The 14,773-nt window shown below is 59.7% G+C and carries 17 protein-coding genes; 4 read left to right on the forward strand and 13 right to left on the reverse strand.

The genetic code is table 11. The annotated features are described in order from the left end of the window. Window positions 1-22: 22 nt before the first annotated feature. The 5 genes from gntR to IE061_RS01475 form a co-directional block, all read right to left on the reverse strand. A complete protein-coding gene (gntR, locus tag IE061_RS01455; protein WP_016914579.1) occupies window positions 23-1,018 on the reverse strand; it encodes a gluconate operon transcriptional repressor GntR in 996 nt (331 codons plus the stop codon). A gap of 78 nt (window positions 1,019-1,096) precedes the next feature. Next, entirely contained in the window at window positions 1,097-1,627 is a 531-nt protein-coding gene (locus IE061_RS01460; protein WP_039176496.1) for a gluconokinase, read from the reverse strand. 12 nt (window positions 1,628-1,639) lie between these two features. Further along, window positions 1,640-2,920, reverse strand: a complete 1,281-nt coding sequence (locus tag IE061_RS01465; protein WP_039176503.1) for a TRAP transporter large permease — start codon at window positions 2,918-2,920, stop codon at window positions 1,640-1,642. Between the two features lie 5 nt (window positions 2,921-2,925). Continuing rightward, a complete protein-coding gene (locus tag IE061_RS01470; protein ID WP_039176506.1) occupies window positions 2,926-3,552 on the reverse strand; it encodes a TRAP transporter small permease in 627 nt (208 codons plus the stop codon). 66 nt (window positions 3,553-3,618) lie between these two features. Then, window positions 3,619-4,695, reverse strand: a complete 1,077-nt coding sequence (locus IE061_RS01475; protein ID WP_081139102.1) for a TRAP transporter substrate-binding protein — start codon at window positions 4,693-4,695, stop codon at window positions 3,619-3,621. Window positions 4,696-5,004: 309 nt separating this feature from the next. Here IE061_RS01475 and IE061_RS01480 point away from each other — a divergent pair, with 309 nt between their 5' ends. The 4 genes from IE061_RS01480 (at window position 5,005) to IE061_RS01495 (ending at window position 7,291) form a co-directional block, all read left to right on the forward strand. Continuing rightward, window positions 5,005-5,454, forward strand: coding sequence for a MarR family winged helix-turn-helix transcriptional regulator (locus IE061_RS01480; RefSeq protein WP_039176513.1), 450 nt, complete (start codon window positions 5,005-5,007; stop codon window positions 5,452-5,454). Window positions 5,455-5,566: 112 nt separating this feature from the next. After that, on the forward strand, window positions 5,567-5,992 hold the full coding sequence (locus IE061_RS01485) for an organic hydroperoxide resistance protein (protein ID WP_039176517.1): 426 nt from the start codon (window positions 5,567-5,569) through the stop codon (window positions 5,990-5,992). A gap of 184 nt (window positions 5,993-6,176) precedes the next feature. Beyond that, a complete protein-coding gene (gene yghU / locus IE061_RS01490; RefSeq protein WP_039176519.1) occupies window positions 6,177-7,037 on the forward strand; it encodes a glutathione-dependent disulfide-bond oxidoreductase in 861 nt (286 codons plus the stop codon). Between the two features lie 23 nt (window positions 7,038-7,060). Further along, a complete protein-coding gene (locus IE061_RS01495) occupies window positions 7,061-7,291 on the forward strand; it encodes a DUF2798 domain-containing protein (RefSeq protein WP_016914587.1) in 231 nt (76 codons plus the stop codon). Between the two features lie 115 nt (window positions 7,292-7,406). Here the strand turns inward: IE061_RS01495 and IE061_RS01500 are convergent, their stop codons facing one another. From IE061_RS01500 to IE061_RS01535, 8 genes are all read right to left on the reverse strand, one after another. Next, entirely contained in the window at window positions 7,407-9,509 is a 2,103-nt protein-coding gene (locus IE061_RS01500; protein WP_193460779.1) for a TonB-dependent siderophore receptor, read from the reverse strand. A 161-nt stretch (window positions 9,510-9,670) separates the two neighbouring features. Continuing rightward, a complete protein-coding gene (locus IE061_RS01505) occupies window positions 9,671-9,988 on the reverse strand; it encodes a DUF6693 family protein (protein WP_039176527.1) in 318 nt (105 codons plus the stop codon). 53 nt (window positions 9,989-10,041) lie between these two features. Next, window positions 10,042-10,362, reverse strand: coding sequence for a hypothetical protein (locus tag IE061_RS01510; protein ID WP_193460780.1), 321 nt, complete (start codon window positions 10,360-10,362; stop codon window positions 10,042-10,044). Between the two features lie 38 nt (window positions 10,363-10,400). After that, entirely contained in the window at window positions 10,401-11,378 is a 978-nt protein-coding gene (locus IE061_RS01515; RefSeq protein ID WP_144981748.1) for a lipid A deacylase LpxR family protein, read from the reverse strand. A gap of 148 nt (window positions 11,379-11,526) precedes the next feature. Continuing rightward, window positions 11,527-12,066, reverse strand: coding sequence for a YaeQ family protein (locus IE061_RS01520; RefSeq protein WP_039176533.1), 540 nt, complete (start codon window positions 12,064-12,066; stop codon window positions 11,527-11,529). A 132-nt stretch (window positions 12,067-12,198) separates the two neighbouring features. Continuing rightward, entirely contained in the window at window positions 12,199-12,897 is a 699-nt protein-coding gene (locus IE061_RS01525) for a glutathione S-transferase family protein (protein ID WP_193460781.1), read from the reverse strand. Window positions 12,898-12,964: 67 nt separating this feature from the next. After that, window positions 12,965-13,582: a LysE family translocator gene (locus IE061_RS01530; protein WP_189463916.1), complete on the reverse strand. Its 618-nt coding sequence runs from the start codon at window positions 13,580-13,582 to the stop codon at window positions 12,965-12,967. 411 nt (window positions 13,583-13,993) lie between these two features. After that, window positions 13,994-14,767 (reverse strand): enoyl-CoA hydratase/isomerase family protein, encoded by a 774-nt coding sequence (locus IE061_RS01535; RefSeq protein ID WP_039176543.1) that lies wholly within the window; start codon window positions 14,765-14,767, stop codon window positions 13,994-13,996. Window positions 14,768-14,773 lie beyond the last annotated feature (6 nt).

A 14,773-nucleotide genomic window follows, 5' to 3' on the forward strand; every position in this document is an offset into this window, starting at 1 on the left:
CAGATTAGCTCACACAGACTAGCTATAGCGTATCGCCTGCTTCGATACGGTAGCCCAGGTCAATGACGGGCTGGTCCACTCCTTCGCCACGGATACGTGCCAGCAAGGCCTGAGCCGCCCTTTCGCCGATGGCTTCGCGGGGAGTCACGACGCTGGCCAGACGCGGCGTCATGGCCTGCCCCACATCATGACCGTGAAAACCGGCAATGGCCATCTGTTGGGGGACGGCAACTCCTTGGCGCAGGCACTCGAAGTACGCCCCCACCGCCACGTCATCATTGGTGCAGAACACCCCATCCGCCTGAGGGTAATCCTGCTGAATCTGCTGCATCAATGCAGCGCCCACGGTGTAAGAGGAGCGCTGGCTACGCTGCAAGGTGACGGGTGATAGCCCATGCGCCTGCATGGCCTGTCGATAGCCTTGCTCACGCTGGCGCGTCCGCTCATCGAGACGCACGGCCAGATAGAGAATGTGGCGGCGGCCACGCCTGATCATCTCGCTGACCATTTCGTAGGCGGCACTCACGTTGTCGTACCCGACGGCCTGCTGAAGCGGGGGGCGATGGGTATCCATGATCTCCACGATAGGAATACCCGCGGTTTCCAGCATGCGCAAGCTGCGCGGCGTATGGTCTCGATCCGAGAGAATCACGCCATCGACATTATAAGAGAGCAGCGAGGCCAGGCTACGCTCTTCGAGCTCGGGGCTGTAGCCGTAGTGGGAAAGCATCAGATGATAGCCCGCAGGCTCGGTATACGCTTCGATGCCCACGATCACATCGGCAAATACCTGATTGGTCAAGGAAGGAACCAGCACGCCAATGGAGTGGCTCGTGGCCCGCGACAGCAGATCCGGCGCCCGGTTGGGAATGTAGCCAATCTGTTCCGCGGCACTGAAGATACGCTCGCGCAGCCCTTCCGAGACCGCTTCCGGGTCGCGCAGGCAGCGGCTCACGGTCATTTTGGTGGCGCCGACGCGGTCGGCGATGTCTTGCAAGGTGGGGCGTTTTTTCTTCAATGGCGTCACTGCCTGATATCGTGGATGGGCACGGGTCTTACCATAACGAATCCTGCGACCCGTCGCCTATCCCTTCCTTTAGCTTGACGAGCGCTGCGGCTGCGAGGATAGCGTGGCACAAAAGCGCTCGACAATCACGCGAGGCGGCAGCTCAATCGACAGCGTGACGGCCTCATCGGCCAGCGGCGGCTCCAGGTCCGCCAGCTGGCTGGCCAGCATGTCATCCCCCTTGAAGAAGTGGCCGGCACGAGTGGCCAGCCGCTCGCGCAGCACATCGGGCGTCCCCTCCAGGTAGAGGATACAGAGGTCACCATCGCCCTGCCGCAAGCGGTCGCGATAACGCCGTTTGAGCCCGGAACAGGCAACCACTACCGAGGCATCCCGAGTGCGATAGCTTTGCAGCAGGGCCGATAGCGTTGCCAGCCACGCCTGGCGGTCGTCGTCGTTCAGCGGCGTACCGCTGGCCATCTTGGCCACGTTCGCGGCACTGTGATGGTCATCTCCATCGATGAACGTGGCCCCCAGCGAAGACGCCAACTGCTGGCCAATATGAGTCTTGCCGGAGCCCGAAACCCCCATGACAAGAATACGCTGTGAAGTGCTCGTCACACTGCTCTCCTGTCAGTTGCCGCGCACGGCGGTCAAGTTGGGTAACCATGTCACGATCCCGGGGAAGGCAATCAACAGCACCAGCACCACCAGCAGCGCCGCGTAATACGGCAACATGGCCTTGACCAGCGATTCCATCGACACCTTGCCCACGCCACACCCCACGTACAGGCAGGTGCCTACCGGCGGTGTCAGCAACCCGATACCCAGAACGAAGGCCATCAGAACGCCAAAGTAAGCCGCGTCCACCCCCACCGAGGTCACGATGGGCGCCAGCATCGGTGCCATGATCACCATGGCGGGCGTGAGATCCATGACGAACCCGACCAGCAACAGCAGCGCCGCCACGATCAGCAGCAGCAGGAAAGGCTCCTGGGTAATCGCCTGAACCTGACGCACCAGCGTCTGGGGCACCATGTTGATGGTCAGGAACCACGCAATCACGGTGGCAAACGCCAGCAACATCATGACCATGCCGGTCAATCGGGCAGTGCGAATCAGCATGCCGCCAAGCGCTGCCAGCTTGAACTCCCGATAGACCAGCAGGGAGATGGCCAGCGAATAGAGCAGCGCTGCCACGGCCGCTTCCGTGGCCGTAAAGACGCCGCCAATGATGCCGCCAATCACGATCACCGGCAGCACCAGTGCCAGCCAGGCCGCCTTGAACGCCTGCCACAGCACGTCCCAGCGGAACTGGCGCACGCCACCGCCCTGCCGAGAGGCCAGCAGGAACGTCGTCACCATCAGCGCACCGCCAATCAGCAGCCCCGGGACGATACCGGAAATGAACAGGCGACTGATCGAGGTTTCCGTGACGATACCGTAGAGAATCAAAGGAATGGAGGGCGGGATGATGATCCCGATCACCGACGAGACCGTATTGATCGCCGTGGCATCCGCTGCGCTGTAGCCCTGCTGCTTCATGGAAGGAATCATCATGGAGCCGGTCGCCGCCGTGTCCGCCACCGCCGAGCCACTGATTCCGCCGAAGAACATCGAGCCGGTGATGGCCACCTGGCCCAGCCCACCACGCATGAAGCCGACGAGCGCCCCTGCCAACTCCATCAGGCGCCGCGCGATGCCTCCCTGGCTCATCACTTCGCCCACCAGAATGAAGAACGGAATGGCCAGCAGGGGAAAGCTGTTCACGCCCCGGATGGACTGCTCGATCATGATCGACAGCGGAATGTCCGACAGTATGGCCATGACCAGTGCCGCCACTCCCAGCCCAAAGGCAATAGGCAGGCCCATCACGATGGATGCGAACAGGATCGCCAGAAAAATCCATAACATAGTGGTTACTCCCCCACAGAATTGGTGGATGGGTCGCGCGGCGCGAGCACCAGGCGCAAACTGACCCATAGCCGCCACAGCGACACCGCGGCAATGAAGATCACGCACAGCACCAGAGACAGGCTGACCCAACTGAGCGGCACGCCCAGAATGGCAGAACGACCACTGGAGCGAGACAGCACCTGATACCCGCCCCACACCATCACCAGCATGAGCCCCGTGATGATCAGGTGCTGAAGCGCATACAGCAGATGCGCCAGGCGCAGCGGCAGGCGGCGCACCAATGCATCCACCGCAATATGCTCATAGCGCGCAAAGGCCGCCGCCGCACCAATGAAGACCAGCCAGATGAACAGCATGCGCGCCAGCTCATCGACCCAGGGAAGCGAGTGATTGAACAGCGAGCGCCCCACCACGTTGCTGGATACCGAGACGATCAGCGCAACCAGAATGGCGCCGATCAGATACTCCATGCCCAGCGTGATCCAGCGAAACAGGGCGGGCCCCTGAGCCGCATCGGTGTCGATTTCCAGGCACCGTCGGTTAGGGTCGTCCAGATAGGTAGAGGGGTCTGTCGGGTCAGGCGTTGCCAGCACAGGCTCGGCTTGGGGAGTATGCGAGGGGGATGTCATAAAAGCTCCTGGGGCACTATCGAATCGGGCAGGCCACTGGCCTGCCCGAAAACCCACGGCAATGGCTTACTGAGACGTATGGTCTGCCACGATCTGCTGAATTTCAGCAATCAGGTCTTCCCCGATACGCGGTGCCCACTGGGTGTAGACGGGCTGAACGGCTTCCTGGAAAGCGGCCAGCTGCTCATCGTCCAACCGAGTGATCTGCATGCCACGCGCTTCCAACTGCTCACGAGACCAGTCGTCGTATTCGGCAGAGAGCTGAATTTCATACTCGGCAGACTGGCGGGCAGCTTCCAGCACCAGTGCCTGATACTCCGGCGCCATGCGGTTCCAGGTGCGCTCGGAGAGCATCATGATGAATGGCGTATAGACGTGGCGCGTTTCCGTACCGTAATCCTGCACTTCGTTGAAGTTCGAGGTCAGGATGGTGCTCCAGGGATTCTCCTGGCCATCCACGACGCCCTGCTCCAGCGCCGAGAACAGTTCACCAAAGGCCATGGGCGTCGGGTTGGCGCCCAGCGCTTCCCAGATGGCCAGATGCACCGGGTTCTGCATGGTGCGCACGCTCAAGCCGCGCACGTTGAGGCCCGCCACGTCGTCAGGGGTCGCGACCGGGCGGGCGCTGTTCGACAGCTGGCGGTAGCCATTCTCGGAAAACGTCAGCGCTTTCAAGCCAGTGCCTTCAAAAGCATCCAGCATGTTCTGGGCCGCATCGCTCTGCATGACGGCAATGGCGGCTTCACGGCTGGGCAACAGGAACGGCAAATCGAACACCGACAGCGCCTGCACGTAGCCGGTCGTGGCCGAGCTGGAAGGGTAAGTCATATCCAGCGTTCCGGTCTGCAGCATCTCCATCATCTGCACGTCATCCCCCAATTGGCTATTGGGGAAGACATTGACGGTAATCCGACCATCGGTACGCTGCGCCAGAATTTCGCCGAAATATTGGCTGGACAAGAACTGCGGGGAGGTTTCGGACAACCCGATACCCATGCGCAGCGTATGGCTACCATGGTCTGCCAGAACCTCGCCCTCGATGGCGGGCGGCGCGGAAAGCTCCGGGCCTTGTGCATGCGCCATGCCAAAGGTCAGAGTGGTGGCGCCCAAAAGGGTCAATGTGCTACGCCAAATCGTTGTCATCGTTGTTTCTCCACGCAGAATTGTTGTTAGTGGCCGGGTTGTGCATGGCCAGTTTTTGAAGGACCAGTGCTTGAATGACCAGGCTGCCGAGCGATGCGGTAGCTCGATGGCTTGCCGATAACGTGTGTCGGGCCAGAGGCTGTTTGTTACCGGTAACATCGAGTGTATGAAGGCTAGCGGCGGCCTCTGAGCGTGTCAAAACAAATATGGTGATTTGCGACCAACGTCTAGGGTTTGTCTAAAAAGTCAGATAGTAAGTAGACGCTGGGCACGATACATTACCTTTCACGTCAACACCTCGGAGAAGACATGACAGAACTTGAGCCCTGCAACGAACTGGAGCTGGACCAGCAGCTCTGCTTCGCGCTGTACTCAACGTCGCTGATGATGACCAAAACCTACAAGCCACTGCTCAAGGAGCTAGGGCTCACTTACCCGCAATACCTGGCCATGCTGGTGCTCTGGGAAAACGATGGGATTACCGTAGGTACATTGAGCAAGCGCTTGCTTACCGATCCGGGTTCGCTCACTCCGCTGCTCAAACGGCTGGAAAACGAGGCGTTGATCAAACGCCAGCGCAGCACCCAGGATGAGCGTGTGGTCGAGCTGTTGCTGACCGACAAGGGCCGCGCGCTACGCGCCCAGGCGCAGCATATTCCGGGCTGCATCATCAAGGCCAGCGAACACTCTGCCGACGCCTTGCGTGAGCTGAAAGACGACTTGATTGCGCTTCGTCAGCGCCTGCAGTCGGACCAGTAAACGCGAATGACACTGTCTTTTGAGTGACTCCATATTTATCTTGTGTGCAAATTAAAATGGCGCTAAATTAAAATCTCTTTTTCCAAACTCGCTCATACCCTTGGAGACGCCCATGTCTATCGAAACCATTGCTTATCGCGCCCATGCCCACGCTACTGGCGGCCGCGAAGGCCACGCCAAGTCTTCTGACGGCGCTCTGGATGTCAAGCTGAGCACGCCGAAGGAACTGGGGGGCGCTGGCGGTGCTGGCACCAACCCGGAACAGCTGTTTGCCGCAGGCTACTCCGCCTGCTTCCTGGGTGCCTTGAAGCACGTTGCCAGCCAGGAGAAGGTAAAGCTGCCTGCAGACACACAGATCGATGGCAGCGTGGGTATTGGTGCCATTCCTACCGGGTTTGGCATCGAAGTGGAGCTCAAGATCAGCCTGCCGGGCCTGGAAAAAGATGTTGCGCAGTCGCTGGTCGATAAAGCCCACATCGTGTGCCCTTACTCCAATGCCACCCGTGGCAACATCGACGTCACTCTGACATTGGTGTAAATGCTTGAAACGCCTCTGGCCTGTCTCTCGCAGGTCAGAGGCAGCCTGCCCCCCTTCTCCCAGCGTTGCCTTTGTTCTGCCCTTGCCATTTAATTAACTCGCTAACGACATACCCTTGTAGCCAGGCTCAAGCGCCCCAATAGATTCACTACGACAACGCATGACCGCTAAACGCGAGGACCTCATGAGCGATCCAACCTATACGCCGCCCAAGGTATGGCAATGGGAACCCGGCAACGGTGGCAAATTTGCCAATATCAACCGCCCCGTCGCAGGTGCCACCCACGATAAACACCTACCCGTCGGCAAGCATCCGCTGCAGCTTTACTCGCTGGCCACGCCTAACGGCGTCAAGGTCACCGTGATGCTCGAAGAGCTGCTGGAAAAAGGCATCACCGACGCCGAATACGATGCCCACCTGATTCAGATCGGTGAAGGCGACCAGTTTGGCAGCGGGTTCGTGGAGGTGAACCCCAATTCGAAGATCCCGGCACTGATGGACCATAGCGTTCAGCCACCCCAGCGGGTCTTCGAGTCAGGGGCCATCCTGCTCTATCTGGCCGAAAAATTTGGTGCCTTTCTGCCCAGCGACCCCGCCAAGCGTACCGAATGCCTTTCCTGGCTGTTCTGGCAGATGGGCAGCGCACCGATGCTGGGCGGCGGCTTTGGGCATTTTTATGCCTATGCGCCGGAAAAGTATCAGTACCCCATCGACCGCTACACCATGGAAGTGAAGCGCCAACTGGACGTACTCGACCGCCACCTGGCAGACAACCGTTATATGGCGGGCGACGAATACACGATTGCCGACATGGCGATCCACCCCTGGTATGGCGCACTGGTCAAGAACCGTGTGTATGAGGCAGCCGAATTTCTGGAAGCCCACACCTACACCCACGTACTGCGCTGGACCGAAGAGATCGATGCCCGTCCCGCCGTGCAACGAGGCCGCATGGTCAACCGCACCTGGGGTGACCCCCATGAGCAGCTTCATGAACGCCACGATGCCAGCGACTTCACTGAAAAAACCGAAGACAAGCGTTAATTCGCGTATCAGGAAAACGTACGATGTTCGATCCGAAATACGCCCAGCTGATATTTTCATGCCTCATGGCGCTGTTCATGTCATGCATCATGTCACTGGTGATTACGCTATATAACGTGGGACTCGTGGATGGGATCGTGATGATTTGGCTCAAAGCGTGGCTGTTTGCCTTTGCCGTCGCGCTGCCGGTGATCAATCTGGTCTCCCCTATCGTGCGACGGCTGGTGAAGCTGCTGATCAAACAGCCACGCTAAGCATCGACTCACGAAGAGACCCAGGAAGGCAACAGGGCCTGCTCATCGCAGGCCCCGTTGTTCATGTAGCGAGTTCATGTGGCGGTATGCCACCGTATCTCACGCGGCATGTATATCAAAACTGATAGCGCACGTTGGCCGTGACGCTGCGGCGATCACCGTAGCCACAGTCGCCTCCGTCATAGCGGCACCAGGAGATGTACTCTTCGTCGGTGGCGTTTTTCAGGTCGACCGAGAAATCCCACTCGCCCAGGGTGTAACCCACCATCGCATCGTACAACGTGCTGGAAGGCACCAGCGGTGCTTCGGCAGCGCCCACGTTATCACCCACATAGCGCACGCCTGCGCCCACGCGCCAGTGGTTGCCCACGTACAAACGATTCCACCAGGAGACCTGCTCTTCAGCCACGTAGGGCAGCCTCGCGCCGGTAGCATCATTGGTGGCATTGAGATTGGTATAAGCCAGCTGCGTCTCGAACTGCTGCCAACGCTTGTTGACCTGCAGCTCCCAACCATCCACCACGGCACCCACCTGCTCGACGCCACCGGGCGTGGCACCATCGCTGATCCGGTTCTGCTGGGTAATGTCGAAATACGCCGCACTGACCGCCAACGACTGATCAGGCGACACATACTTGAAGCCAATCTCTTCCTGGTCACCCGTGGTAGGCTTGAGCGGGCTCGGATTTGCCGTCCCGTCACTGCCCAGGTTCATCGAGAACGCTTCGGAGTAGCTGACGTAAGGTGAAAAGCCGTTATCAAAGCGATACATCAGCCCGATACGCCCTGTCGTCTGCGCTTCGTCGCTGACCGTATCGGGCCCCGACAGCGCCAGCGTGCGGTTCTCGGCCCAGTCACGACGCAGGCCCGCAGAGATCACCACCGGCCCCACTTCAATGTGATCGGCCAGATAGACTCCCACCTGCTCGATCCGGTTATCGGGCCGATCGGTTGGCGTCAGCGAATCCAATTGCAGATTACCGTAACGTGGCTGGTAGACGTTGAAGCGACCGCCCCCCCCCGTCACGGAGCTGTAGTTGTCTTGTGCCCAACGGGCATCCTGACGATCGATCCCTGCCACCAGGGTGTGTTCTGTCGCCCCCAGGGCAAATTCACCGGCAAGCCGAGCGTCCAGGTTCAAAATGCGGGTGTCGGCATCGGCCGTGAAGATCGTCCGGTTGACCTCACCGTTGGCATCCGGAACGCTGGGAATATCGACCCAGTGCTCGCGTGTCTCGGTGCTGGAGTTGGTGTAGCGCGCCGTGGCCGAGAAGGCCCATGCATCGTTGAGCTGCTGATCAACGAACAGCGTGGTCTCGGTTTTCTCGCTATCGTAACGGTCCCAGCCGGGCTCACCCACGAAACGCTCTGAGCCAATGAATCCCAAGGAGCCCGGCTGCAAAGTGCCCACCTGCGGCAGGAACTGCGCAGATACCTGGCTTCTGTCCTCCTGGCGATTCAGCAGCAGCGTCACGCGGGTATCGTCACTGGGGCGCCAGGTAAACGAAGGCGCCAGGACATACCCGTCATCCCTGACGTGGTCGACTTGGGTGTCACTGTCACGCACGAGTGCCACAATCCGGTAGAGAAATACGCCCTCCTCGTCGGCGGCCCCGGTAAAATCAAAGGCCAGCTGCTTGCGATCGAAGGTGCCGTATTGTGCCCATATCTCACCGCTGCGCTCTTCCTGGGGAAACTTGGAAACACCGTTGATGATGCCACCCAGATCTGCCTGCCCGTACAGCATCGACGAGGGCCCGCGCAGAACCTCGACGCTCTCCAGTGCATAGACATTGGTGCGCACGGTGTTGTATGAACCATAGATCTGGCGTAACCCGTCCAGATAGCGGCCTGCGTCCAACCCTCGCACCTTGGCACTGTCACCACGGGTATCGAAGCCGAAATTCCCCGCATAGACGCCCGGGGTGTAGAGCAGCGTGTCCTGAATATTCTTCGCACCGCTGTCCTGAATGAATTCCTGGTCGATCACCGACATCGAAAAGGGTTGCTCGGCCATCGGCACGTCCAGCTTGCCGACGCCAGGCTGGCGTTCGGCTTCGATATAACCGAAGCGGCCCGCCGTCTCTGCGGTGACTTCCACCGTTTCCAGATTCACATTGCCAACGGGGTTCTCTTGCGCCTGCAGCGACGTGGTGACCGCCGCCAGCGCAACGGCCACGCCTAAAGTGCGCAGCCGAAAGGTAGGTAGATGGTTCATCTTGGATCCCAGAGCGAATAGTAATATTAATGAGAGTAATTTTTATTCGCGCAAAATATAGAATCCGAACGTTGGGTTGTCAACGTGAACCTATGGCTGCCAACGTGAACCTGTGAAAGGGGGTGCCCGCTGACAGGCAGCGGGCGGAGGAACCGGCAGAACTACAGCACGCGTGAGTTGTTCAACGCGTAGTTCCAAACGCGGTAAAAGTAGAAGATATAGCCAATCCCCAAGGTGATAAACGAAATCACCATCCACAGGATGATATGGCCGATATTGCTGAAGATATTGATATCGCAGACCATTTTTCGCTCTACCCCACTGGCATGGTCGACCACGCTAGTACGATTGATGACAAAGCGAGCAAAGGAGTACGGAAAGAAAAACAGCGCGATCCCCAGCGTAAAAATCGTCAGTAACAGCCACACCAGCAGGTGGCCCACGATATCCAGAATGGACAGATTGGCTTTGATGGTCACAGGGTGCCTATCGATGCAGTAAGAGTGGTGTGCAGATTACCACACGCCGGGATTCAGGAGCGCGAAGCCCACCAGTCGGCATAGGAGCTGTTGTGGGGAGCGAGACCGCCTTCGTCCGGTGCTCCATCCTGCCACCAGACAGGCCCCCGCTCACCCAGTGCTTCCTTGGCTTCCTGCACGGCCTGACGTGCCTGGCGAAGCGCGTGCTCATCGTCATGCTGTTGGGCACTGCGCACCGCACGCCGCGCCTTCATCAACGCTTTGACATTAAGACGCCGGGTGTCTTCCGAGAGACGCGGATCGGTGCAGCGCCACAGCCGGTTCTTGGCAACGAAGTAGCGTCCATCCGGTGTCTGTGGGTACTTGCTGCTCATGCTGCCCCTCTCGGTCGTTTGCGCGTCGGCCTACTGCACTAGAAACGCTTGGTCAGCGTCATGGCGCCAAACACATCCTGCTCATCCTGCCCTTCGAACTCGCGGGTGCGCTGTACGACGGCGTAGGTCACCTGCCAGTCTTCCCAGGCCAGCGCCAAGCCCGTGGAGGCATCGGCGACCCACTCCTTGCGGTCTACCGAATGGCTATCGCGCACGGTATTACCGTCCAGGGTCAGATTATGGGCCATGTAATAGCCTTCGACGCTGGCAAACAGATACCACTGCCAGCCACGGCTCTCGCTCATCAGATGGCGCGTACCGGGGTTGGGGGTCAGGGTAGGAATGCCTTGAGCGTCGTCTCCCCAGCGCACGCTGTAGCCAGCGCTGGCGTAGGTGTACAGGTTGCCCAACGCCGCGCCGACACTGGGGCCGTGAGCAAACTGTTTGCCCGCCAGCGGAGTGTCATGCCACCACTGGCGGCGCAGCGTCAGATTGATCAGCGCTTCGTCACCCAGCTGATTACGCCAGCCCCGCGGGCGGTCGCTATTGGTGACGCGGTGTACCTCACGCTGGATACTGTCAGCCAAGGAAGAGGGCCCTACCAAGCCCACATCGAGGTGCAGATCGGTGGCCCGCTGCCACTGCCCCACCGGCACATCTTCATATAGCGACACACCGCCGTATACCAGCCCTGCATAGGGGCGGTCATCTTCGATCAGGGAGCGCCGTTCGATGTTATCGGGCGTATAAATCTGGTGCACGAAGCGATACGCCACCCGGTCAGCCTGCCCCATCAACCCCGTTGGCAACGCCACGGCAAGCCGCTGCAGCCAGTTCTGTTCGGAGGGCGTCGTCATCCAGTTCAGCTCGAAGCCACTGGTGAAGTGGCCGTCATCACTGCTGGCCAGGCCATCGTTTTCGAGCTTGAGGGTCAAGGCGCTGTCGCTGGCCATGGCTAGCGCAGGCAGCAGGCTAAACGGCAATACTAGGGCACGTAATACAGCAAAGGGTTTCATGGCTCGTTCCTTGAGTAACAAACATTGCTGATTGTATGTAATCTTGCAAAAAGATAGCAAGCTACTTTTATAGTCGCCTATGGCTCGCTCAACGCTGTTTCCACTTGCGCGGAGTCTGGCGGTCATCCCTCACCGCCAATACCCTCGATCAGCGTTCGCGCAGCAGCCATTCAGGGGTGATTTCGTGCTGGCCGTTCTCATCGGTAATGAACAGCGCACCATCACTGATCATCACGGCCCAGTTGATGGCCCTGGGCAAGTTCGTCGCCACCGTAGACAGCGCATCGGCGGGTAACCCGGCCACGTGAACGTTCTTCAGCGATGCGACCGCAGGCAGCACTTTGCTCTCCCACAGGTCGACACGGCCATAGGCCAGCAGGGAAACCCGCTCGGCACGCCGAGAACACCAGGTCATGCGTTCGGCATCGGGAAGCCCTACTTCAATCCAGTGTAGCACTCGCCCGTCCAGGCTCTTCTCCCACAAGGCTGGCTCGTCCACGTCCGAGAGCCCGCGTCCAAAGGCCAGCGCTTCGCTGTACCACAGCAGGTAAGCGATCAGCCGTGTGCACAGGCGCTCTTCGGTTTCGGAAGGGTGGCGCGCCACCGTGAACCGCAGCGTTTCGTAGACGTTGCGGTCCAGGTCGGTCAGGTTCACATCCACTTTGTAGGGGGTAGCACTTAGCGCCATCTGATGACTCTCAATCGTGTTGCGAAATATTAGAGGCGTCAGTGTAGCGGATTTACGCCCTCTCCGCGCCGTCCCCCCTCTAGCCCGGAACTTCCTGCACAGTACTTTCTGTACAGTACTTTCTTTAAAGTACTATGCGGTCGCCCGCTCGTCGCTCAGCAGCGTTGCCTGCTTCAGGGTCTCTTGTTCATGCATGGGCTCCCGCCAGGTCTCTTTCAGCGCCGCCGCATACCACGCCTGCATGGCAGGCAGAGCCAACAGGCGCTGCACGTAGGCCAGCGAGGCATCGCCCAGCGGAAGGCCAAAGGTTTGCACGCGAAACGCCACTGGGGCATAAAACGCGTCCACGGCGGTAAAGTGCTCACCCGCCAGAAAAGGGCCACCAAAACGCTCAAGCCCCTCCTGCCATAGCGCATCCAGCCGGGCCAGGTTGCTTTTCAGCCCAGGGGACATCGCGTTCATCGTTACCCGTACACCACAGTTCATCGAACACTCATCGCGCAGCGCTGCAAAGCCGCTATGCATCTCGGCACTGGCGGAGCGTGCCCAGGCCCGTGCGGCAAGCTGCTGTGGCCATACGTCAGGATGCGCTTCGGCCACGTACTCGACAATCGCCAGCGAGTCCCACACGGCCACCTCGTGTTCGCGATCGACCAGGCACGGCACCAGCCCCGAAGGAGAAAAACGCTTGAAGGTCGCGAGGCTCTCGCCAAAGCCCCCTTCGAACGGCATCAGATGCTCGTTGAAGGGGATCTCCAGCGTTTTCAGCAGCACCCAAGGGCGCAGCGACCAGGAAGAGTAGTTCTTGTTGGCGATATACAGATCAAACATGGTGCGCTCCTTGTGGTGAACACGTCATTGATCGCTTTAGCGATTGATAGCCTTGCGAGTGATCGTTTTAGCGTGCCGCCTGAACCAGCGTATTTCCGCCCAGCCCCATCAGTACGCCGCCGCCCATCCGCTGTACCCAACGGGTGGAGCTATTGGACGTTTGCAGCCAAGCGCGCAGCGGGCTGGCCAGCAACACCACGACCACGTCCGCCGACGAAAACAGTACGTTGGTGGCTACCCCCAGCCACAGCAGTTGCCATGCCACCGGCAGAGCGCTGTCGGGCTGCACGAACTGGGGCAGGAACGCCACGAAGAACAGCGCCGTTTTGGGGTTGAGCACTTCTACCAGGAAACTATCGCGCAGCACCCGCCGGGTGGTGGCCAACGGCAGCTCATCGCCAATCGTGCGAATGCCCTGCCGCCACAAGCGCACCCCCATCCAGAGCAGATAGAGCCCACCGATGATCTTCATGGCGAGATACGCAGGCGGAATGGCGGCAAACAGCAGGGCCAGGCCAAGCGCGGCCGCTATTACATGCACGTAGCAGCCTAGATGCACTCCCGCCACCGCCAGCCAGCCTGCGCGTCGGCCACGCCCCAGGGTTTGCGCAGCGGTATACAGCATCGCAGGCCCAGGCAAGTAGGCAAACCCCAGCGCGGCAACCACAAAAGCGGCCCACTGCATCGCGGTGACTCCTTTCTCTGAAAAATAGTAAGCCTGAGAATAAAATAAGGGGCGACGCATGCGCCACCCCTTGAATAAGTAAAACTCGAAAAATGAGATTCTACGCAGACTGACGTGGATCCATTGGCCTCCCATAGGTAAGCCTGGGGGATTCAGTGGGCCAGCGGCGGCTGGGCAATGGGACTGTGGGAAGGGTCTTTAGCCCGCGATGATTCAGGCACAAGTGCCTCCCCAGGCAGTCGCCCAATGGAATTGGCCTCCCACAGGAGGGCTGGGGGATTCAGTGGGCCAATGGCGGCTGGGCAATGGTACTGTGGGAGGGGGCTTTAGCCCGCGATAAACAAGGTTCATCGCACCTGGCCGGGAATTGCTTCGCTGCCACGCCAGAATGCGATGAACTAAAAATAAACCCTAGAAGTTGGGTTTACGCTTCTCGACAAACGCGCTCATGCCCTCTTTCTGCTCCTGGCCTGCAAAGCAGAAGGCAAACAGGCTGGTTTCCAGGGCCAAGGCGCTATCGAGGTCCTGATCCATGCCGTCATGCACAGCCTGCTTGGCGCCGCGTACCGACTGCGGCCCGTTCCCCTTCAGCTGCTTGGTAAGCTCTTCAACATAGCTCTCAAGTTCGGCCTGGGGCATTACCCGGTTGACGAGGCCGATGCGCAGCGCTTCCTGGGCATCGATCTTGCGCCCGGTCGTCACCAGGTCGATGGCCATGGCGGGACCGACTCGGCGCGGCAAACGCTGGGTGCCGCCAAAGCCGGGAATGACGCCTAGCAGGACTTCCGGCTGGCCGAAGATGGCGTTGTCGCTGGCGACGGCCCAGTCGCAGGCCAGCGCCAGTTCGCAGCCGCCGCCAAGGCAAAACCCGTTGACCAGCGCGACCACCGGCACGGGCAAGGTTTCCAGGCGTTTGATGGTGCGCAGTGCCTGGCTGGCAAAGGCGCGCGCTTCTTCCGGGGTTTTATCACGCATCTCGGTGATGTCTGCCCCGGCCACGAAAGATTTTTCTCCGGCCCCCGTAATCAATACCGCCCGCAGGCTGGGGTGAGCTTCCAACTCGACCAGGTGCGTTTCCAAAGCGCTGAGCACTTCGCTGTTCAGCGCGTTCAAGGCTTTGGGACGATTAATGGTCAGGCGTACCACGCCATCGTTATCAACCTTCTCGATCACTGCATCGCTCATGGCGGC

The organism is Vreelandella hamiltonii (assembly GCF_014651795.1).
Lineage (GTDB): Bacteria > Pseudomonadota > Gammaproteobacteria > Pseudomonadales > Halomonadaceae > Vreelandella > Vreelandella hamiltonii.